The 21,442-nt window shown below is 54.6% G+C and carries 21 protein-coding genes; 16 read left to right on the top strand and 5 right to left on the bottom strand.

The window, feature by feature from the left end; translation table 11 throughout:
* Window positions 1-39: 39 nt before the first annotated feature.
* Both G6R38_RS14060 and G6R38_RS14055 read left to right on the top strand, forming a co-directional pair.
* Entirely contained in the window at window positions 40-633 is a 594-nt protein-coding gene (locus G6R38_RS14060) for a hypothetical protein (protein WP_166826412.1), read from the top strand.
* 331 nt (window positions 634-964) lie between these two features.
* Window positions 965-3,301, top strand: a complete 2,337-nt coding sequence (locus G6R38_RS14055) for a hypothetical protein (protein WP_166826409.1) — start codon at window positions 965-967, stop codon at window positions 3,299-3,301.
* Between the two features lie 20 nt (window positions 3,302-3,321).
* Here the strand turns inward: G6R38_RS14055 and epmB are convergent, their stop codons facing one another.
* A complete protein-coding gene (epmB, locus tag G6R38_RS14050; protein WP_166826406.1) occupies window positions 3,322-4,326 on the bottom strand; it encodes an EF-P beta-lysylation protein EpmB in 1,005 nt (334 codons plus the stop codon).
* Window positions 4,327-4,491: 165 nt separating this feature from the next.
* On the opposite strand from epmB, the gene efp reads away from it, so the two are divergent.
* The 6 genes from efp (at window position 4,492) to G6R38_RS14020 (ending at window position 9,867) form a co-directional block, all read left to right on the top strand.
* Complete coding sequence (efp, locus tag G6R38_RS14045; RefSeq protein ID WP_166826402.1) at window positions 4,492-5,061, top strand: elongation factor P; 570 nt, start codon at window positions 4,492-4,494, stop codon at window positions 5,059-5,061.
* A 41-nt stretch (window positions 5,062-5,102) separates the two neighbouring features.
* Complete coding sequence (locus tag G6R38_RS14040) at window positions 5,103-5,279, top strand: hypothetical protein (protein WP_166826399.1); 177 nt, start codon at window positions 5,103-5,105, stop codon at window positions 5,277-5,279.
* Window positions 5,280-5,344: 65 nt separating this feature from the next.
* The gene (miaB, locus tag G6R38_RS14035) at window positions 5,345-6,811 is read left to right on the top strand and encodes a tRNA (N6-isopentenyl adenosine(37)-C2)-methylthiotransferase MiaB (RefSeq protein WP_166826396.1); all 1,467 of its coding nucleotides are present in this window, start codon (window positions 5,345-5,347) and stop codon (window positions 6,809-6,811) included.
* A 24-nt stretch (window positions 6,812-6,835) separates the two neighbouring features.
* Entirely contained in the window at window positions 6,836-7,855 is a 1,020-nt protein-coding gene (locus G6R38_RS14030; protein WP_166826392.1) for an alpha/beta hydrolase family protein, read from the top strand.
* 16 nt (window positions 7,856-7,871) lie between these two features.
* A complete protein-coding gene (locus G6R38_RS14025; protein WP_166826390.1) occupies window positions 7,872-9,239 on the top strand; it encodes a right-handed parallel beta-helix repeat-containing protein in 1,368 nt (455 codons plus the stop codon).
* A gap of 31 nt (window positions 9,240-9,270) precedes the next feature.
* Window positions 9,271-9,867 carry a cytochrome c oxidase subunit 3 family protein gene (locus tag G6R38_RS14020; RefSeq protein ID WP_166826387.1) on the top strand — a complete coding sequence of 199 codons (597 nt, stop codon included), beginning with the start codon at window positions 9,271-9,273 and terminating at the stop codon, window positions 9,865-9,867.
* A 24-nt stretch (window positions 9,868-9,891) separates the two neighbouring features.
* Here G6R38_RS14020 and tsaD read toward each other — a convergent pair whose 3' ends face one another.
* Window positions 9,892-10,923: a tRNA (adenosine(37)-N6)-threonylcarbamoyltransferase complex transferase subunit TsaD gene (gene tsaD / locus G6R38_RS14015; RefSeq protein ID WP_166826382.1), complete on the bottom strand. Its 1,032-nt coding sequence runs from the start codon at window positions 10,921-10,923 to the stop codon at window positions 9,892-9,894.
* A 175-nt stretch (window positions 10,924-11,098) separates the two neighbouring features.
* Between tsaD and G6R38_RS14010 the strand changes: the two genes are divergently transcribed.
* Together G6R38_RS14010 and rpsU are read left to right on the top strand one after the other, a co-directional pair.
* On the top strand, window positions 11,099-12,121 hold the full coding sequence (locus G6R38_RS14010) for a DUF459 domain-containing protein (protein ID WP_206028578.1): 1,023 nt from the start codon (window positions 11,099-11,101) through the stop codon (window positions 12,119-12,121).
* 128 nt (window positions 12,122-12,249) lie between these two features.
* Entirely contained in the window at window positions 12,250-12,447 is a 198-nt protein-coding gene (rpsU, locus tag G6R38_RS14005; protein WP_166826377.1) for a 30S ribosomal protein S21, read from the top strand.
* A 273-nt stretch (window positions 12,448-12,720) separates the two neighbouring features.
* Here rpsU and G6R38_RS14000 read toward each other — a convergent pair whose 3' ends face one another.
* Complete coding sequence (locus G6R38_RS14000) at window positions 12,721-13,224, bottom strand: hypothetical protein (RefSeq protein WP_166826374.1); 504 nt, start codon at window positions 13,222-13,224, stop codon at window positions 12,721-12,723.
* A 228-nt stretch (window positions 13,225-13,452) separates the two neighbouring features.
* On the opposite strand from G6R38_RS14000, the gene G6R38_RS13995 reads away from it, so the two are divergent.
* Entirely contained in the window at window positions 13,453-14,310 is an 858-nt protein-coding gene (locus tag G6R38_RS13995) for a carbon-nitrogen hydrolase family protein (protein ID WP_166826371.1), read from the top strand.
* A 44-nt stretch (window positions 14,311-14,354) separates the two neighbouring features.
* Here the strand turns inward: G6R38_RS13995 and G6R38_RS13990 are convergent, their stop codons facing one another.
* Window positions 14,355-15,311 (bottom strand): alpha/beta hydrolase, encoded by a 957-nt coding sequence (locus tag G6R38_RS13990; RefSeq protein ID WP_166826368.1) that lies wholly within the window; start codon window positions 15,309-15,311, stop codon window positions 14,355-14,357.
* A gap of 17 nt (window positions 15,312-15,328) precedes the next feature.
* Here G6R38_RS13990 and G6R38_RS13985 point away from each other — a divergent pair, with 17 nt between their 5' ends.
* Both G6R38_RS13985 and G6R38_RS13980 read left to right on the top strand, forming a co-directional pair.
* On the top strand, window positions 15,329-16,090 hold the full coding sequence (locus tag G6R38_RS13985) for a HisA/HisF-related TIM barrel protein (protein WP_166826365.1): 762 nt from the start codon (window positions 15,329-15,331) through the stop codon (window positions 16,088-16,090).
* Between the two features lie 155 nt (window positions 16,091-16,245).
* The gene (locus tag G6R38_RS13980; protein WP_166826362.1) at window positions 16,246-16,881 is read left to right on the top strand and encodes a hypothetical protein; all 636 of its coding nucleotides are present in this window, start codon (window positions 16,246-16,248) and stop codon (window positions 16,879-16,881) included.
* 20 nt (window positions 16,882-16,901) lie between these two features.
* On the opposite strand, the gene G6R38_RS13975 is transcribed toward G6R38_RS13980, so the two are convergent.
* The gene (locus tag G6R38_RS13975) at window positions 16,902-17,783 is read right to left on the bottom strand and encodes a DUF4339 domain-containing protein (protein ID WP_166826359.1); all 882 of its coding nucleotides are present in this window, start codon (window positions 17,781-17,783) and stop codon (window positions 16,902-16,904) included.
* A 324-nt stretch (window positions 17,784-18,107) separates the two neighbouring features.
* Between G6R38_RS13975 and G6R38_RS13970 the strand changes: the two genes are divergently transcribed.
* The 3 genes from G6R38_RS13970 to G6R38_RS13960 all read left to right on the top strand — a co-directional run bounded on the left by G6R38_RS13970 (window position 18,108) and on the right by G6R38_RS13960 (window position 21,311).
* Window positions 18,108-19,343, top strand: coding sequence for an EAL domain-containing protein (locus tag G6R38_RS13970; protein ID WP_166826356.1), 1,236 nt, complete (start codon window positions 18,108-18,110; stop codon window positions 19,341-19,343).
* A gap of 76 nt (window positions 19,344-19,419) precedes the next feature.
* Window positions 19,420-20,436 carry an ABC transporter ATP-binding protein gene (locus G6R38_RS13965; protein WP_166826351.1) on the top strand — a complete coding sequence of 339 codons (1,017 nt, stop codon included), beginning with the start codon at window positions 19,420-19,422 and terminating at the stop codon, window positions 20,434-20,436.
* Between the two features lie 62 nt (window positions 20,437-20,498).
* Complete coding sequence (locus tag G6R38_RS13960; protein ID WP_166826348.1) at window positions 20,499-21,311, top strand: ABC transporter permease; 813 nt, start codon at window positions 20,499-20,501, stop codon at window positions 21,309-21,311.
* The last annotated feature ends 131 nt before the right edge of the window (window positions 21,312-21,442 follow it).

Here is a 21,442-nt window from a genome sequence, read left to right as displayed (position 1 = left end):
TCGTTCCGTCGTGAAATGCGCTCAATACGGAGTCAGTCGATGCCCCGTGTCATCTGGATTGCATTGGTTTGGCTGTTCTGCTGCCCCGGTCTTTCGCGGCAAGCGATCGCCCAAACCATTCAACAGCCGATTGTCCGTGACTTCGGAGCCGCGACGACTTTATCCGTGCCAGACCGTGGAACGGCGTTCATCGGAGGTGTGGGTCAGTCTGCGATTGGACGACGGCAGGCCGGTTTCGGGCCATGGCGTGGTTCGTCTGGGATCGGCCGGGCCACTTCCGGCGGGAGCATCTCCGCTACCGTCACCATTCACGATTGTGCGGCGATGGACGCGTATTTGTTGCAGTCTGCCGACGAGCCGGGTCCTCACAACGTCCGGCTCCGTGGGGTGGCTGGGCAGGCGTACGAGCAATTAACGAACTCAAGTGTCCGGCCCACCTCAGCGCACACCCCGCGAGACATTCCACCGAAGCCCGTTCCTGCGATTTCGCGTGCTGAACGCTTCTTTCAGCTCGGTCTGGCGGCTGAATCTCGTGGCCAGACTGGTGTAGCGAAACTGCACTTCCAAACCGCCGTTCGCTTGGGGTCTCAAGCGGCGTCGGACCATTTGCGGAGAAACTCGCAACCGCGTTAGTGGGCTAGCCGACCACTCCGCGAGAACTTGCTGGGCCATCCAGTGAGTTCGATCTCAATGCGGGGAATTTCTCTCGTCCGGAAATCCTGGACTGGTCAGTGGAAATGGTCAGATGGTATCCTGATAATACAGTGATACCCTTGTGACAGAATCCCATTACCAATTCTTCAACTGGGTGTCCTGTTCCATGGGGTTGTTGACGTGAATATGGTCATCAGTCCCAGTGTGACATAGACGACCGGATAACGGTCTCGACAAGCCGTTCCGTCATCCAACAGGAATGGGGCGTCGATCCTTTCAAAGATTCGCATTCCGAAATAAAGCCAGTTCTATGGATTTGCCAACATGCCCGAGTTGTCATCAGTCGGTTATTGATGACGAAGCGGAAGAATGTCCGTTCTGCGGTGCGTCGATGTCCGGGCCGCGTCAACCCAAGCCCGCACCGACGACAGCCACGAAACCGAAAGCGGCTCCGAAGCCGAAATCAAAACCCAAATCGTCGTCGGCTCCAGCAAAATCCAGCGGTGACTCGTCGGCTCCGAAGTCGGACGACCCGTTTGACGTGCAAGGTGAAAAGGTCAGCAAGTATGTTCGCTTGCGGGTCAAACCGAAACCGGGACGCGAATATCGTGTCGTGTGCCCGATGTGCGAAACGGCTGGCTACACCTCAGAACAAGCCGCTGGTAAGCCGGTGCGGTGCATCAATCCTGATTGCTTGATGCCGATCTTCACTTGCCCCGAGCCAGAAAAAGAACCCGAACCAGAACCTGAGAAGTCCTCGGGATTGTCGGCAGGAATGCTGACCGCGATAGCGATTCTTTTGCTCGGTGGTGGTGGGTTCGGCGTGTGGTGGTTCGTCCTGCGTGAAGACCCGTCGATCGCCATGCAGAACGCAGCCAAACCGGGCATGACGGACGCAGATTTCGAACGCCAACGCAAACAAATCGAAGCCCTCGAGAATCCCAAGGGCAACCAAGCCACCGAGGTTGTCGCTACTGAACCTGAGAAAGTGACACCGGAGGAACTTCGGCAATCCGCATTGACCGAGATGGTCAAGTATTCGGAACACACGCCGCAAATGGGCAACCGTGACCCGGCCTACGGTATTCAAATGATTGCTTCGATTCACGCCGCACGGGGTGATGAAGCAGCTGTCCGGAAGCAATTGGCACGTCTTACGAAGCTCGGCGTGCAGCGTCCAGACTATCGCATTATTCCGTTGACCGATCTTGCGTGGAATCAAATCTCGAACGGTCAACCGACGGCGAAGACGTTGGATGAAGCACTCGAATTGGCCGGGAAGGTTCGCGGAACCGGTCAGCCGGATTGGCGAGCCATCACTGGGTTGGCTGCGGTTTTGGTCGCGGAAAATCGAGCGGACGAAGCCGCTGACTTGTTGTCGAAACTCCGCACCCGCGAGGACAAGGAAGTCTACTGGGCGAAACTCCAATCGCTACGGGAAACCAAGAACTTCGATTTTGCAAAACAAATGCAGCACGCCGCTTTGGTGGAACCAGCCGATCCGTCTCGGGTCAGTGTCACCGGAACTTTGGCGACTCATGGCAAAAGCAAAGAGGCATTGGAATGGGCGAATCGCATTCAGGACATCAATTCACGGGCCGAGGCTTTGGCAACGTGGGGTGAAAACGTGGCTGCGAACCAAGCGGCTCAAAGCCAACTCGTTACGCTGACCGGGTTCGACGAATCCTTGGGCGGCCTCTCCGCCGATGTTCAGAGGTCGGTTCGCACACAGGTGCACGCTCGTGTCGCACGTCGATTGGCAACTCTCGGGCAGACCGATCTCGCGAAGACTTGGTTGGCAAAAGCAGATACCGAAATCGCGAGTTCCCAAACTCCAGACGCCCGACCTACGCCCGACGTGAAAGAACTTTACGATTATCAAATTGCACTTCCATGGGCGGATGCTTTGGAGCTATCCGCGATCGCGACCGCCGAAGCCGCGGCGGCTCATCGACAACTTGGACAATCAGATCAGTCAAAGTCATTGGTGGAGAAAACGCGAGCGTTGATCGCAGCCATCACGCCACCATTGGACGCGATGCAAAGTCTTGTTTCGGAAATCGATCAGAACTCCGCCTCTATCCAAAACACGCTGGGGCAGGAGTTGAACTTGTTGACGGATGATCAGAAACGGACGGCTGAGAAACAGTACCGACGACATGCCTACGATCTCAAAACCGCCGCCGAAAAATATCAGGCATTGCAAGAGGTTCTGCTCGCGAAGGCCAATGGTGAACCGGCTCCGGCGGTCGCATCCTATCAGCAAAAGATCGATCAAGTATTAGCCGAGGGTTCGGTCGATGAGCTCGCCGACTTGATCAATTCTCCGCCTCGGAAGATTGGTTCCATCCAGGTTGCGGAAGCAGCCATGCGGGCTGCGAGCAAGCTTCTTGAGAATGGGAAATTGAACGAGGCTCTCACGTACATTCGCCGCTTGGAGCAGTTTGATCCTGCCGAAGATGCGGCGGAAATGGTCGGCGGAGCGGCGGTCAACGTGATGGACGCCGAAGCCGTCTTGAAGGCCATCGGCGAGAGTCGATTGATGCCCACACGTCGGGGGGCCGCGTTGCGAGGATTTGTTGTTGCACTCAACGCTAAATACCCCGAAGCACCGGCTACAGAGGAAGAAACATCCGAGCAAAAGTAGTCGAAATGTCGGCGGTCATGTCACGGGCTTAACGGAAGTTTATGCATCTCTCCCGGCAGTTCTTGCACGAATGTCGGGACGGCATAGCCGGGGAGTCGTCGTCGCATCTCGGCGATCAATTCCAGGCCTTTCGTTTCGTCCACCGCGAAGTGGGCGGTCCCGGCGACGTGATCTGTCTGATGCAAATAATACGGGATGACGCCCAAGTTCGTGAGCCGTTCGGACAATTCCGTCAGTGCGTCAACGTTGTCATTGACGCCTTGCAATAACACCGATTGGTTCAATACGGGGATGCCTGAGCGGACTAATGTGCGTAGTGAGTCCGCACAATCCGCTTGAATTTCCTGCGGATGATTGGCGTGAACCACCACGAACGGCGTCATTCGGAGATTTTGTAGCCAACTGATCAACTCCGCTGTAATGCGGCTGGGTAAGACGATCGGCAAGCGGGTGTGGATTCTAAGGCGTTGCAAATGCGGAATGGCGTCGAGTCGATCGGTCAACCAATGCAGTTTGCGGTCAGAGAGCATCAGTGGATCGCCGCCACTGAGCAAGATTTCCCGAAGTTCCGTGTCAGCCTCGATAGCGGCAATCGCCGGTTCCCATGCCGTAAGCCCTTGAGGTTCCTCGGCATACGGATAGTGACGGCGGAAGCAGTATCGGCAGTGGATGGCACATTGCCCGGTGACGATCATCAAAGCTCGTCCGGAGTATTTCTTCAACAACCCGGCGGCGAGGTGCGAATCCGATTCTTCAAGGGGATCGGAGACGTAGCCCGGCACCTCATCAAATTCGGCATCCAACGGAAGAACTTGACGCAGCAATGGGTCCGACGGGTTGCCTTGTTGCATCCGTCGCAGATAACTCTCGGGCACTCGCAACGGAAACAACTGAGCCGCTCGCCGTGCGGGTTCAGTGCATTCTGGTGGCAGTCCCAGACGTTCAATAAGGTCGGCCGGTTCACGGACCGCGCGGGACATTTCCTGTTGCCAGTTGACGGGCGTTGTCGTGGGTGTGGAAATCATCGAGTGACAATCATTCGGAAAGCATTCCTCTCGGGCGGAGGATTTGTTATTCTGAGCCGAATTCAACGCGGTCCGGCCCGGTTGTGGCCCCCGCATCATCGCAACCCAACCGTCGCTGCACAAGACGCGTGACGGCATATCGTACGGACCGGCCGAGACAGAATCATGCCACAAATTAACACCGGAGACTTTCGCAAAGGAATTAAGGTCATTGTCGAAGGTGATCCTTATGAGATGCTGGAGTGCAATTTCGTCAAGCCGGGAAAAGGCCAAGCACTCTATAAGACTCGACTGCGGAATCTGCTCAAGGGAACCATTCTCGACCGAACCTACAAGAGTGGCGATAGCCTCGAAGGTGCGGACGTCCGTAAAAATGATGCTCAATACTTGTACCGTGACGCCAACGGCTACATTTTCATGGATCAAGATTCCTTCGAGCAATACACGCTGCCGGCCGACAACGTGGCGGAGAAAGTTCAATTTCTCAAGGAAGGTGATATCTGCGGCTTGATGTATTGGAACGATGTTCCGATCGACATGACACCGCCGCAGCACGTGATTCTCGAAGTGACCTACACCGAACCGGCCGCACGAGGGAATACGGCCACCAATGTTTCAAAACCTGCCACGGTGGAAACCGGTGCCGAAGTGCAAGTGCCGGCCTTCATCGAGAACGGTGAGAAAATCAAAATCGATGCCTCAACTGGCACATACATTGAACGTGTACGGGAGTAACGCCCGAACGCGACAACCACTTTCGTCTCGGAGGGAGCCCAATGACGATTTGGAATCTGGTGTTGTACGGAGTGGCCACAGGATTGGCTTTGCGTTCCTTACTATCGTTGATGGCGAATCACCGTCAGCACTATCGGTATCAACTGATCTTGCAGACGCGTGAAGAGTTGGTTCGGCAACGGACAACCAAACCGGAAGACGGCCAGACCGCAGCGTGATTGAAACCCATTCGCACCCAAAGGGACGAACCGCACTGTTCGTCGTTTGATTTCGTTGGCTAGCGATGTCCGAAGAAACTACTACCCCGCCCCACAATTCCAAGTTGTTCATTGAGACCGTCGGCTGTCAGATGAACATGCTCGATAGCGAACTGGTCGTGGGGGCGTTGCGTCAGCGTGGATATGAACTCACCAAGGACGTTCGTGCCGCCGACACCGTGCTGTTTAACACATGTAGCGTACGCGAACACGCCGAGCACAAAATTTACAGTGCGTTGGGACGGCTCAAGTTTAGCAAGCGGCGCCGACCGAATTTGGTGATTGGTGTGATGGGGTGCATGGCTCAGAAGGATCAGGAATTGATCTTTCAGAAAGCGCCGCATGTGGACATCGTGGTGGGAACTGGGCAACTCGCTGAGATTCCCAGTCTGATCGAGACCGCACGCGCCGATCGCGATCAAACACTCGCCGTTAGTTTGGGACGCCGAGATGGAAATCGGCAAACGGTCGCCAGTAGTTTTGAGAGTTACGATCCGCTCCGCGAACCGGAAATGCGACCAACGCCCTACCAAGCGTTCGTGCGGATCATGATTGGTTGCGATAAGTTCTGCACGTATTGCGTCGTCCCGATGACACGCGGTCCGGAGCAGTCACGTTCGCCACGCGAGATCGCCCGTGAAGTTGAGGTGTTGGCTGAGCAAGGTGTGAAGGAAGTCACGCTTCTCGGACAAACCGTCAATAGCTATCGCCACACCGAAGACGGTCAACTCGTGCGGTTGTCCGATTTGTTGGAACGGATTCACGACACCGCGGGTATCGAACGTATCAAGTTCGTCACCAATTACCCGAAGGACATGACCACGGACTTGCTCGAGGCGATTCGTGATCTGCCCAAGTGTAGTCACTACCTGCATGTGCCGTTGCAGTCCGGTTGCGATGATGTGCTCAAAACGATGAAACGGGGCTACACCGTCGCCGATTACAGTGACATGATGGACCGGATCAATTCCATCGTTCCAGGATGTTCGGTTTCGAGTGACTTCATCGTCGGTCATCCGGGGGAGTCGGAAGAGTCATTCGAGAAAAGCTTGGACTCGATCCGCAAATGGCGTTTCAAGAACAGCTTCATTTTCAAATACAGCCCGCGCCCGGGAACGAAAGCCGACACCCTGTATGAAGATGACATCCCCGAGGATGAAAAGCGGCGACGCAACAACGTCATGCTCGACCTGCAAAACGCCATCAGCGAGGAAGACAACGCGGAATTCATTGGTCGCGAAGTGGAAATCCTCGTGGAAGGTTTGAGTAAGTCGGCTGTCAAAGCCGGTGAGCAAAACTCCACGGACCCACGTGCTCAACTGGTTGGTCGCACTCGGTGCGATCGGATCGTAGTGTTCGAAGGCAATCGACGTCTTGCCGGTTCAATGGCTCGGGTCGCGGTTGACGACTGCACTGCAACCACGCTCATCGGGCACGTTGTTACACGCGAATATCAGCACAATCCCACCTCGGGCTTGCCGATTTTACAGTGATCGCTCCTCAGGAGAGTAAAGCGTATGCCTCGCACCCTGATCGTCGTCTTCGTTCTTGTCAGTGGCTCTGTGGCCTCTCGGGCAGTAGTCGCAGAACAGAGATTCAACTCGGTCCCGAAAACAGGGACGGTTGTTGAGAAACCTGCGAAGAACGAGGAGACGGCGGTTCCGGATCGGTATCGAATCCAAGAGAGCGAATTCAAGTACGAAACCGAATTCGACCGGATGAGCGGTCCTGTGCGAATCTCCAAGGTGCGGTTTCCGTCGCCGATCACAACGGAAGTCAAAGTCAATAACACCGTGCATGGAGATTACTTCCAGCCGGCTGGCGAAGGTCCCTTCCCCGGCGTGGTGATGTTACACATCCTGGGGGGCGAATTTCCGCTTTCTCAGAGCATCTCAAACGGTTTGGCCCGTCGCGGAATCGCCGTTCTGTTTATCCGGTTGCCCTATTACGGCGAGCGTCGGGATCCGAAAATCCGTCGGCGTTTAATTTCCCCCGACATCGAAGAAACCGTTGAAGGGATGCGACAAGCGATTCTCGATATTCGCCGGGCCGGTGCTTGGCTGCGGAGTCGTCCCGAAGTCGATGCGAATCGATTAGGCATCACCGGGATCAGTCTCGGTGGCATCATGACCAGTCTTGCCGCCCAAGCCGAACCGAGATTCCAAAACGTGGCGATCTATTTGGCGGGTGGTGGATTGCCGGCCGCGATCTGGGATCACCCGGACCCGAAACTCCGCAAACTGCGAGAAAACTGGGAAGCCAAAGGGTTGGATCGTGAGGCGTTCCTCAAACAGGCGGCACCGGCCGATCCACTAACCTATGCCGACCGACTGAAGAATCGCCGCGTGCTGATGGTCGCCGCCAAACACGACGAAGTCATCCCCCCCAAATGTGCGGACCTGTTGCATCAAGCGATCGGCTCGCATGCGGAACTCGTGTGGCTGGAGTCGGGACACATCTCAGCCGCTCTCTTCCTCTACAGCGAACTTGAGCGTCTAGTGAATTTCTTTAACGCCGACAAACAAGTCGAGCGATGAACCAGAGCAAGTCATCATGAGTAGTATTCGAGATTTTGGTGCTGTCGGTGATGGAAATGCCGACGATACAGAGGCCATTCAGCACGCCCTTCAAGCTGGTGACGGCGTACTGGAATTTCCTCCCGGTATCTATACCATCAGCCGCTCCATCGAAGTTCCGCTCGCGAAACAGGGATCGCTGGGAATCGTAGGAGTCGGCGGCACCGCCAAAGTTCGAATGACTGGCCCCGGACCGGCCTTTCGGATCGTCGGCACGCATGGTGGAACCGGTGACCCGAAGAGTGTGAAGCCAGAGATCACTCGGTCACAGCGAACACCGACTATTAGTGGGATCGAGATTGAAGGCGCTCACGAGGAAGCCGACGGCATCCAGTTGATTGGCACCTTTCAGCCAATCATTGATGGCGTCTTGATCCAAGGTGTTCGTCACGGCATTCACTTGTACCGTCGCAACCGCAACGTCCGGATCTCCGGCTGCAACATCTACCATAATACCGGAGTGGGGATTTACCTCGATCAGCTCAATCTGCACCAAATTAACATTGTGGGCAACCACATCAGTTACAATCGGCTTGGTGGAATCCGAATTGAGAAATCCGAGATTCGCAACCTCCAAATCACCGGCAACGACATCGAATACAACAACCACCGCGTGTTCAACACTGCACCGGAACCGACAGCAGAAATCTACGTCGACACAACCGCCGAAGGAGCAAGTGTCGCGGAAGTCACCGTTTGCTCCAACACCATTCAAGCAACCAATTCCGAAGGGGGATGTAACATCCGCATTCTCGGCGATCCAGAACAAAAGCATCGACCCGGCATTTGGGCGATCAGTGGCAACATCATCGGTAGCCAAGAAAACAATGTGCACATTACTGGCGGGCATGGTATCTCGTTGAGTGGGAATGTCATTTATTCCGCGACCAATCGCAATTTGCTGGTCGAGCAGTCTCAGCAAATCCAATCGACGGGCAACACATTTCGTCGTCACACCCCCTCGTATGGAATGGGGGTTCGGTTCGTTGACTCCACCGATTGCGTGTTGAGCGGTTGCAACCTGCGAGACGAAAGCGACACCGGCCAAGTGAGCGGGGCGTCACTGTTGGAATTGGTGCGGTGCCAGCGAATTGATGTCAACGGCTGCCAACTGCTTGATGGCGTACCGCTGGGAGTGGATGCAGTAGACTGCCAACAAATCAGCATTCTGAACTGCACGATTGCCGATACGCGGGCGGAAGTTCTTTCCAACCATGCGGTTCGGTTTCGAGGTGAAGGTCGAAACAACAGGATTTCCGGTTGTCGGGTGCACTCGCGGGAGCAAGAAATTGTCGCCGATAAGCAAGCAGGCTTGACGACCGGCGATAATTGGACTGAACAGTAACTTTTCTTTTCGGTCTTGCTTCGGTCCCGAGATGGACACGTCTTCCACGACACAGCCCCGCCGTACCGCCAGTGGTTTCGCGGTCCGCTTGTTCCAGACGATTGTGGTCGTCTACCTCCTCGTTTTTTCGTTGACTTGGGGTTTGACAAAAATCTTCCCCATTGATGCGAAGACCGTTGTCAACGCCGACCAAAGAATCCATCTACCACTGGCGTTCTGGATTAGCACCGCACTGCTAGTTTGGACGAGTGTGCTGCTCATCCAGGCGCAAGGGTTCGTGCAGCGAGAGAAACAACGTCCCTTTCGCAAACGAATGCTCGGCGCGGTCTGTGCCGGTGCACTTTTCGTAAGCATCCAGAGCTATGCGTTATGGTGGCTGTTGGCACAACAGGAGCGGACCGCCGAAGCCGTCACAACGGGCTCCCGAGCGTTCGTGTTCGTGCTAGCATTCCTGCACGCGATGCACGTGAGCGTCGCGCTTTTGTTCCTACTCTATGTCACTCTCAAGAGCTTGGACGATCGTTACGACCACGAATACTATTGGGGCGTAACGGCGTGTGGCGGATTTTGGCACGTTTTGGGAGCCGCTTGGATGGCAATCCTTATGGTGTTCTTGATCGCACTCTGATCACTTCAATAAACCGGCGAGCAGTCAACGTTGCAAGCGGACCAGTCCGGGAGTGACGTCAACATCGAGTGGTGCAAACCGACCGGCTTCAAAGAGTTCCCAAGCGATCGCTCCCATCGCCGCGTTATCCGTGCACAAATTGAGCGGGGCAAAGAATACCTCGCTCCCCAAGTCCTCGGCCATTCGAGTCGATTTCTCACGCAACGCACGATTGGCAGCGACACCGCCGCCGATACATAACTTGCGATGGCCGGTCTTTTGCAGGGCAAGTTTACATTTGGCAACCAACACGTCGACCACAGCCGCTTGAAACGATGCCGCCATATCGGCGACTCGTTGCGGAGTCATCGGCGGCGGTGGCGGTTGACGGGAGCCGGGAACACCAGTCACTTGGTATCGGACAGCCGTTTTGATGCCACTGAAGCTGAACTCCAAGCGGTCGTTCGCGATGAACGTCCGTGGAAAGTCAAAAGCTGTTTCGTCACCGTCGCGAGAAGCTGCTTCGATCGACGGTCCGCCGGGATAGGATAGTCCGAGCTGAATTGCCACCTTGTCGAACGCTTCACCAGCGGCATCGTCGATGGTGGAACCAAGCAGTTGGAACTCCAAGGCGGATCGGCAATCGTAAAGGTTCGTATGCCCACCGCTGACGACCAAGCCAACCGCCGGAAACACCTCGCGATTGGCAGCCATTCGGCATGCATACAGATGTGCCTCGATATGATTGACCGCCACCAATGGAACTCGCAGCACCGACGATAGCGTTTTTGCCGCTGTGAGTCCCACAAGCAAGGAACCAACCAGTCCCGGTTCTGTCGTGACCGCGATCGCAGCGAGATCGGTCAATGCAATTCCGGCTGACTTCACGGCTTCATCAATGACCGGCAAGATTCGCTGGACATGAGCCCGCGATGCAATTTCCGGGACAACACCGCCGTACCGCTCATGGAGTTCGGCTTGCGACGCGACGATGCTGGACAACACACGGCGATCTCGCGCAATCACCGCAGCGGCGGTTTCATCGCACGAGGTTTCCAACGCAAGCAAGTATTCCATGCCGAGACCAGAACAGAGGTTTCACGAACCAACCCACATCCAAAACGAAGCAAATCGCGGAGAATCATTTTAGAGTGTCCGGACTGTGGCATCGAGAGTCGGTGACGGTTATGTTCGTTGCGTGACCAAATTGGTCATTCTGGGAGTTTCACTATCAATCGAGGAGAGCAATGTCATGCTGAATCTGAGGAGTATTTTCGGTGTTGTTGTGGGAATGGGACTGCTAAACATGACGGGATTCGCCGCTGATTTTCCGGAAGTTGGGGACAACGAGCGAATCGTGTTCCTGGGGGATTCGATCACCCAAGCGGGGGCCGGGCCGAACGGATATGTCACGCTGGTTCGCAAAGCGATTCAAAAACACCGTCCGAACGCAAATATCGAAGTGATCGGTGCTGGGATTAGTGGAAATCGTGTCCCTGATTTGCAAGCCCGCCTCAAACGAGACGTTCTCGATCGAAAACCGACGTTGGTCGTGATCTACATCGGTATCAACGATGTCTGGCATTCGATTCGCAATCGTGGCACGAGCCAGGAAGACTTTCGTGCCGGTCTTGAAGACATCATCTCACAGATTCAGGATGCCGGTGCGAAAGTGATCCTGAGTTCTCCCAGCGTCATCGGCGAGCGTGTGAAGGGCGAAAACCCACTCAAGCTAGACAAAATGCTGGACGAGTATCGAAAAATCGGCCAGGAAGTCGCCAAGAAAAATGACGTCGCGTATCTGGATCTGCGAGGCGAATTCCAAGAGAAACTCAAGGAAATCAACGCTGAGGATGCCGAAAAGAATGTTCTCACAACCGATGGCGTACACCTCAACGCTGCTGGCAACGAATTCGTCGCCAATGTGATGCTAAACGCGTTGGGAGTGAATTCGGATTCCAAGTCTGGCAAACTGCTTCGTCATTTCGTGCTGTTCCAATTCAAGGACGAATCCAGCGAAGAAGAGATTCAAGAAGTTGTTGACGCATTCGCCGCCCTGCCGAAGAAGATCAAGACAATCAAAGATTTCGAGATGGGGACGAACATCAGCCCTGAAAACAAGGCTGCGGGCTTCACCCATGGTTTCCTGGTGACTTTCGAGAGTGAATCCGACCGAGACGGCTATCTGCCCCACCCGGCTCACCAGGATTTCGTGAAAGTTCTTCGACCGCACCTCAAAGAAGTGCTCGTTTTCGATTATTGGGCGGAAAAATAGGGCGGGTTGCGGGCAGTCCGGTTTGCGTGAAGCATCCGAATCGGTTATAGTTCAGTATCGCGGATACGGATTGGCCCGTATTTTGCTCTCTTGAATTTGATATCAAAACGGTCGAAAGGAGCTTGTGAGTGGTTAAGTTGCGTCTACGTGAGAATGAGTCGGTTCAAGACGCCGTGAAACGATTCCGGAAGCTTGTTGAGCACGCTGGAGTCAAAAAAGAAATGCGTCGACGTGAATACTACGAGAAGCCGAGCGATCAAAAACGCCGCGCTCGCCGCCGAGCCGAACGGCGTGCTCGTATCAACCGCTTGCAAGGTATTTCCTAAACCCTGACCGGGTTTGGCGTGTCGTGACAGAGCACGAGAGGTTGCACTCATCAACATCTCGGCTTTTTGGATACGCAGCGGAAGCCGTTAGCTGCTATTGATTTAGCTACGATCAAAGCCCGGAGATTTTCTTCTCCGGGCTTTTTGTTTTGCCAGTTGGCAGCGGTATGACAACCGTTCGTCGACTTCCAATGAAAATGGTTCCTGTCACGTAGCAACAGGAACCAGAGCACTTATCACGTCCACCGCAATGGTCAAAGACTGTGTTCCAGTCTAGTCGTCGTCATCAGAGTCGTCGATGTCGTCATCGTCATCCTCTGGAATTTCGTCGACGGCATCCTCATCTTCGACGTCGTCATCGTCGTCCAGATCGTCTTGCGTAGCATCGTCCTCAACTGGAGCGACTTCGTCCTCGACGACGGTCGGCTCAGTTTCCGGTGTTGCGGCGACAGCGGCGTCTGACAGTGGTTCTTTGACCGGCTGAAGGAAATACAGCTTCTTGGTGGCTTTGGCTCGCAGTTGATCCAGTTTTTCCTCGGCTGCTTCCTTCTGGTCATAAGGAAACCGAGCTTCTTCTTTCATGCTACCGTTGAAAACACACCAAACGATGCGACGTCGGGCTGGTGTTTTGTCTTTCGTCCGCCGCGTGGTGGTCGATTTGGCTCGTTTGGTCTTGGCTTTCGACTTCCGGGTCGCTCGTTTTCGTTCTGGGGCATCGACTTCGATGCGCTCCGCCGCTTCGGCAATCCGGCGTTGTTCGAGACGTCTCTTACTCATGAAATTGCGGGTCCTGGGTAATCGGCACCGTTGTTTTTGATCTCACAATCGGCATTCTCGTCAAGCCACCTAAGATAGCAATTCCGATTCCGGTTGGCTAGCATCACCAACGATTTCGACCCAGCAATTCGACATTCGACTCTGGACGATGCAGCTGCAATGACCTACGTTTGTCCCAGAAAAGTCGTGTTCCACCCTGATCACTAGATCGCAACAACAGGTGTTGATATGAAAATCGCGGGTGTTCAGACCGATGTATTGTTCGGCGATGTCTCCGGTAATTTGGATCGGGTGGACTCAAAAACACGTGAAGCTCGCCGAAACGGAGCGGAGCTGGTCATCTTTCCTGAGTGTTCACTCACCGGATACTGCTACGAATCGCTCGAAGAAGCCGAGGAAATTGCCCAGACGGTACCTGGTCCGGCGACGGAAACCCTGGCATCGCTGTGTCGGGAGTTGGGGTGCTCAGTGATTGTCGGTTTGATTGAGCGGGCCCCACAAGGCGTGTGGAATACGGCCGTGTTGATCGGCCCGGATGGCCAGATCGTTTCGTATCGAAAAACGCATCTTCCGTTCATCGGTGTGGACAAAGTCGCGAATTATGGCGACGAATTGGTCAAGATTGGGACGGTTGGTGATTTTCGCGTCGGTTTGAATATCTGTTACGACGCCACACTCCCAGAACCTCCACGTTGCTTGGCGTTGGCGGGAGCCGACCTGATCGCCTTGCCGACGAATTGGCCGCAGGGGGCGGAATGTTTGCCCGCTCATGTCGCAAATATCCGCGCGATGGAAAACGGTGTGTATTTCGCTGCTGTGAACCGGGTCGGCGTGGAACGCGGATGCCCCTTCATCGGCGGTAGCCGAATTTGCAATCCTTATGGCAAGACATTGGCATCAGCGGACGAAACAGAAGAGACGATCCTGTATGCGGATATCGATTTGGATTTGGCTCGTCGTAAAACCGCTTCACGGGAACCAGGTGTGATTTCACTTCATCGGAAAGCGGATCGCCGTCCGGAACTCTACGACGCTCTCACTCTGCCGCACGGCATGACGCCTCCCGGACGAACCGCGAACAACTAGACAGCACCCATACGAGCAATCCTTTCACGGTCGACTGCCCCACCTCAAGGCAGATCGTCCAGGAAGCCGTTGAGTGCGTCGATGTGTTTTCGCCCGGCTGCCGACAGAATGTCATTGTGTCCGACGCCCTCGAGTGTCAAGAATCGTTTTTTGAATCCCGAGGTCGATTGCTCAGGCGCGGCGGCAAAAAGTTTCTGCCCGAGCCGATAGGAAATCGTTCGGTCTTGATCACCGTGGATCATGAAGATTGGACACGTGACGTCTGCAATATAGGTGTCGGACGGAAATCGGTCTCTGAGGAGCATTCTCACTGGCAGCCAGGGAAAACGTTCGCCGGCTGCATCTGCGATTGACGAAAACGCACTCCGCAGGATGAGGCCCCCGGGTTCTTGATTGTCTTGACAACACTCGGCTGCCAGTCGAGTGGCGACTCCGGTTCCCAGTGACTCACCAAAGATCAAAATTCGATCAGGTGGCATTTCCCGTGTGTCCGTGAGATATTTCCACGCCGCCTTGGCGTCCATCGCCAAGCCTTCGGCCGTCGGTTGTCCAGGATTGTCACCGTAGCCACGGTAGTCGATGAGTAGGACATCCAAACCATGTTCCCGAAAATTGCGGACATCGCTCAGCCGATGCCGCCGATCGCCTGCGTTGCCGTGAAAGAAAATGATGACACGATTCGGCGATTCGTCAGCGGCTTCGGAACTCGTCTTTTTGACCACAGCCTTGAAATACCAACCGCGAATCATCAAACCATCGGATGTGGCAACCTCGATGTCCTCAACAAACTCCGGGTCAATTTGAGCATCTTTCGCTGTTATGCGATCGACGCGGCTGGGGTGAAAGATCATTTGTCGTTGAATCAGAAAGACGACAAGACAAACTCCGAGATAGATCACGGCCCCGCGGGACAGGGCAAAATACATCACTCGTCGCCAAATGGGTTTCGGATCTGTCGGTGAATCCGATCCTGAATCGTGCGTCTGATTCGAATCATCCATTCTTCCGAGTACTCCTAATGCAAATACTGCCGGTTCTCGATCTGCTTCGTGGTCAAGTTGTGCGGGGGATCGCCGGACAACGGCAGGAATACCGGCCGATCCGAAGCCAACTTACCAACTCATCCGTTCCAATCGACGTTGCGAAGGCGTTTCGCGATACCTTCGGGCTAAACCGATTGTACGTTGCTGACCTGGATGCAATCGAGGGTCATTCGCCCCAGATTTCGATTTGGAGCGAGTTGGCCGCAAATGGATTTGACGTGGAGATCGATGCCGGTCTGCGATCGGTTGACGATCTCAACACAGCGATGGAGTCTGGAGCAGATTCGGTGATTTTAGGTAGCGAGTCACTGCCATCGGCGGATCTTCTTGCGGACTCGCTCGACGTTCTGAAGGCCGAGCGACTTGTCTTTAGTTTGGATTTGATCGCTGGTGAACCCCGGACCGTCGTAGACGACTGGGCGGGACTTTCGCCAATCGAGATCGTGGACTGCGTGGTTTCGATGGGCGTGGTCCGGTTGATCGTCCTTGATGTGCGTCGAGTGGGGATGGGGAGCGGAACCGGGACCGATACGCTCTGCCAATCAATTCGTAAACGTTTCCCTCGTATCGAGTTAACCACCGGTGGCGGCGTTAAAAGCAATGCAGACATCCGTCAGCAAGCGGCGATCGGAATCGATCGGTTACTGGTCGCATCAGCCTTGCACGACGGAAGTTTTACCAAGGGGGAAGAATTTGGTTCTCGGAGCGGAAATTGGGAGAATCCCGGTGCCTACTGAGAGGCTAGGTAAGATGTTCTAGCATGTTGCGTTTGAGAAACAGGATTCTCCGTTGAAGTGGGGTGAGTTCGTCTTGTCATTGGTCTGAAGTCGGGGCAGCATAGTGTGGGTGGAATGATTGAACGATCGCACAGACACTGACTCAACAATCAACTATGCTTCACATCGCCTCTGATATTCTCCCGCCAACGCGTTTGAGCTACACGGCGTTTCGCATTGCCTTTTGCGAAACGTGGGAACGGCTCACGTTGTCCGAGCAACTCTCTGATGATCCGCAGGCCGACGAGTCTTTCGGGTTCCTCACGGAAGTTCCGTTTCTGAAAGCCGTACCGGCGTGGGTTCAACTCGATTTGCTCGCAGAAACTTGGCAAAAACACCTGATGGATGGACCGATCCGGGCATCTCTCGTGGATGAAAGTATTTTGTATTCGGCTTGCGAAACAACGGCCCGACTCGTCGATGAACAACCGGAAATCGCGGCGGAATTTCTTCGCCAAGGTCCTGAAGAGATCGATCTGCCGATCGATCACGATTTGGCGACGGAACTGCGGTCCTTACACCTCAGTTTGCCGAATCACGGTGAATTCCTGATGATTAGTCACTTCGAAGACTTGCACCCCGATCAGGCGAACCAGCTCAAGCAAGACTTTGGCTTGGACAACAATCGACTTGATGAGTTGTTCCACATTCTCGGTCTTTGGCACACATCGCCAGGCTTTCTGGAGAATCTCGAAGGACTGCTGACTCCCAAAGAAATGCAGCGAATGCAATCGCATCGGCGTTTCAACTAGATGCTATTCGGTTGGACCATTCAATCAGATTCTCTTTCGGGAATTTTCAGCCAACTGGCCCAACTCGACCAACTGACTTCGTCGTCACCAAAATACTCACGCACTGAACGCCGCGTCAGAAAATAGAGAATCCCGGCGGCGATCAACGCGTCAATGGTTAGCTTGGCCGGCGAACCCAAACTCATGGGACTCACAAACGACACGAGTGCCATGAGGATTGGGGTCACATATGTGATTAGAGCAATCCGCCGAGCCCACCATTGGTGTGTGAATAGACCGTAACAGACAGCCGCTTGAAAGACGATCAGCGGGACCGTCAACGCTGCAAGAACGCTGGCGAACCAGCCGACTCCATTCGACAACGACGTGGCGATTTGCGGTGTTGAAGTCCCTGGGGATGGCAGGCCCGCTTCGCTCATTGCGTTGCCAAACAACCCGCCCAACATACCCGTGACAGAGCCCAATTGGGACCCAAGATCGGCTGTCGAACTCGTTTGACTCGATTGAAGCAAAGTCACCGCCGCCGTGACCCCGGCGTGTAAGCCGATCAACAGAATTGGAAGCGGAACCCCTGCAGGCTGTGATTGCGAGTGATCGGCATGCTGATCAGCGGAATTCATCTCCCCGTGAGACGGTGTTTCCGCGGAATCTGTAGTTGACGGAGTTCCCGTAGCCGGTTCGGTTTCCGACGGCCTACGTTTCTTTTTGCTTCGATCGCGATGGGACGACTGCGGCTGAAATAGTCCGCGAACCTTTCTGGCGGGAATCCAATCTTCGGTTCCTTTTCTCCAGACCAGGTCCTCTGGGGTGATCACGCCCGCGTCGGCCAACTCACGGAGTTGATCACGAGACACCGGCCCTTCAGCTTCGTCATCAAGTAGATAGTGCCAGACGTCAGCCACTAAGGTCCCCGCAATTGTGAGTCGATCTTGCAAGCGTTGGACGAGATCGTCGCGATTGATGTTCAGTCCACTGATTCTGGTCTCTGACTGGCATGAACGCAAGCTGTGACAACTGTGCACGTTTGGTCAACTGTTTGATTGGTGAACATCTTGCGATTCTCCGAGTGATTGTAGGGACAATCGTTAGCATAGGTACCAGCACTATGAACGGCCCGAACGAATTCGGTTTCTGAGTGGTCCTCTCCAGTGCCGGGCTGTTATTGACCTACATTCGTACTAGGTCTTCGTTGCCATTCTCGGTTCAACGAGCATGAAGGGGCTTCTATGCAATCCAATCGTCTCAACATCGCCAACAATCCTTTTCCTGAGAATTCGCTCGGAGTTGCTCTCGACTCTGGAAGATCAGCAGGGAGCCTCTCTGATGCTTCCAACGGGGCTACACAGCCCGAGACTGACACGGGATGGTCGATCCAAGGGCGATTGCATGCCAACGGACCACTCGCAGAGCTGACGATTAACGCGAGTCCGTTTCGCGTTGGCCGACGCCCTGAGAACCAACTCTACCTGCCTGATCGCACGGTTTCCGGGAACCACGCCGTGTTCACGATGATCCTGGATGATCTCTTCGTTCGCGATCTCGGTAGCACCAACGGGACGTTTGTGAACGGCACGCGACTCGATGAGCGTCTCCACAAACTACAGGATGGAGACAACGTTCAATTTGGCATGGTGCAGTTTCGGGTTCGGCATGCCAATTCTCGATCGAATGGCGCAACCATCGAAGTCGACGCGAACGACCAAGCTCTCACGGTGCTTCGATTCGGCCAAGTGTTAACGCAACGGATGGTCGTGCCCTTTTTTCAACCGCTGGTCAACCTTGCCGACGGTAGTCTCCTCGGGTACGAAGCGTTGCTACGATGTCGCGTCGAGGGGTTGGAGTCGCCGGCTCGGCTGTTCAAAGCGGCGGCCGACGTTGACGAAGAAGAGACGTTGAGCAGTATCGCCCGCGAACAGAGTCTCCACTTCGCCGAACGATTTGCCGCCTCGAATCTCATTTTTCTCAACACGCACCCCGTCGAGATTACCAGTCCCAACTTGATCCCATCGCTTCACCATCTCCGAGATCGGTTTCCAAAAGCCGAGATTTGCTTGGAAATCCATGAAGCGGCCGTGCCGTCGTTGGATTTCCTTCGCGAGTTGTCCGTGGTCCTTACAGAGTTAGACATGCAATTGGCCTACGACGACTTCGGGGCGGGACAGGCGCGTTTGGTGGAACTGAGTGAATTGCCGCCCGACTACTTGAAATTCGACATCCAATTTGTGCGAAGTCTGCCCAATGCCAGTCGTGAACATCGGCGACTGGTGGCTTCCCTTGTGCGAATGGCTCAGGAACTGGGCGTTATCACCATCGCAGAAGGTATCGAAACGGCCGCAGAGTTGGAGGCGTGTCGAGAAGTCAACTTTGAAGTGGCTCAGGGTTACTTCTTTGGTCGGCCAGCGCCGATTGAACACTGGCTCGCCAGTCAATCCGCGTCTGACGAAACCGTTTTCCGCCGTTGATCGGCCCCCAAATTTATCTGGTTTTGTGTGATACTATTCCCTCGATTCTGAAGGCCACTCGCCCTATGATGTCGGCATGTTGGCCATCGACGTACGGAACCTGACGAAAACCTACACCGTTTATCAGAAACGCGAGGGACTCATCGCGTCCGTCGCGAGCTTGTTCCGTCGTGAATTCAAGAAGGTGCATGCGGTTGAGGACGTCAGTTTTCAGATTGAACGCGGGGAGATGCTCGCGTTCCTCGGCCCAAACGGTGCGGGCAAAACGACAACGCTGAAACTCCTCGCCGGGCTGATTCACCCGACTTCGGGAACCGCGAAAGTTCTTGATCATGTGCCGTGGCATCGGGAAAACGCTTACCGCCGTCGATTTTCTCTTGTGATGGGGCAGAAAAATCAACTTTGGTGGGACTTGCCCGCTCAAGAGTCGTTTCGATTGCACCAAGAAATTTATCGAATACCGGCGGACGATTTCCGTCGCCGTGTGGACGAGCTAACGAGTCTTCTAGAAGTCAAACGGTTGATCGGCCAACCGGTGCGGGAATTGTCGCTCGGCGAACGCATGCGAATGGAACTGATCGCCGCCCTGCTTCACTCGCCCGACGTGTTACTCCTCGATGAACCAACTATCGGGCTTGATGTCGTCTCGCAACGACGTGTGCAGGAGTTCCTGCGAAAGTACCAAACAGAACGAAAGCTGACCGTTGTTCTGACGAGTCACTACATGAAGGATGTGGAAGCGCTCTGCGAACGTGCGTTGATCATCAATCATGGGGAAATCAAACACGACGGCCCGATCGCGGAAATTGTCGATCGTTTTAGTCAACACAAGATCGTCGATGTGCAGTTCGGCGGCAGTGATTGGCCGACCAACTTGGAACGCTATGGAACCGTCGTGAACGCGACACGTCCCCGAGCAAAAATTGCCGTTCCGCGTCAGAAGATTCCTCAGATCCTATCCGAACTGTTGGAGAACTTCCGCGTCGAAGACGTTGGTGTGCAAGACCGGCCACTTGAGGAAGTCATCGCCGAGGTTTTTGAGAGTGAATCCAATTCCTCGCGTGAGGCCGATCCGGCAATCACCGAGGCTTGAGAAACGGCGGCAAGCCTCACAGAACTTGCCGCAACGCGACTGTCCCCCATTGTGACGAAACCATGCTCGCAAGTTTACGAATCAATTGGTTTATCCTGCGAACATGCATCGAAGAGCGACTGGTCTATCGCGGCGACTTCGTGTTTGCGACGCTCGTGCGTTTCCTACCCATCGTCACGCAAGTCTTTCTTTGGGGAGCGATTTACCAGAGTGCTCCTTCCGAAACCCTGAATGGCTACACGTATGGCGATATGGTGGCCTACTATTTGATGGCGATGGTCGGCCGTGCGTTTTCGAGTATGCCCGGTCTTTCCTCGGGGATCGCTCAGTCCGTGCGAGATGGCAGCGTCAAGAAGTACCTGACGCAACCGATCGACATGCTGGGATACCTGTTTTGGCATCGCATTGCCCATAAACTCGTTTACTTTGCGATGGCGACGGGACCATTTGTATTTGTGTTTTGGTTGTGTCGTGATTACCTCCCCGGTTGGCCGGATGGTTGGACAATCGCCGGGTGGGTGCTTTCCTTGCTGATGGCATTCTTAGTCGGATTTCTGCTGGAATCACTGATCGGACTCGTCGCGTTTTGGTGGCTGGAGGTCAGTTCGCTGGTCTTCATCTACATGATGATCAACTACTTTCTGTCCGGTCACATGATCCCGCTCGACTGGCTGGGCGGGTTCGGCGAGTGGATCAGCTATTTGCCATTCAAGTATTTGGCCTACGTGCCCGCGACAATTTTGCTCGGCCGATACTCTCACGCGGAATTGGCTCAAGAATTGGCCATCGAGTTTGCGTGGATCATTGTGCTGCTAATCGCCAACCGGATAGCGTTCAATCGCGGAGTCCGACGTTACGGTGCTTTCGGCGGCTGAAATCGGCAGCGAGAGACGGTGCGAACCGCAATGATTCTCCGTGTCGACCACGGAAGAAGTTCTCACAGCGAATTACAGGATTTTGCACGTACCAAACAAAGCAACCCCGCTGGTATGGGTTAACCAACGGG

This window comes from Thalassoroseus pseudoceratinae (assembly GCF_011634775.1).
In the GTDB taxonomy this organism is placed as follows: domain Bacteria; phylum Planctomycetota; class Planctomycetia; order Planctomycetales; family Planctomycetaceae; genus Thalassoroseus; species Thalassoroseus pseudoceratinae.
The sequence above is the reverse complement of the archived record's forward strand: the minus strand, read 5'-3'. Positions and strand labels throughout refer to the sequence as shown.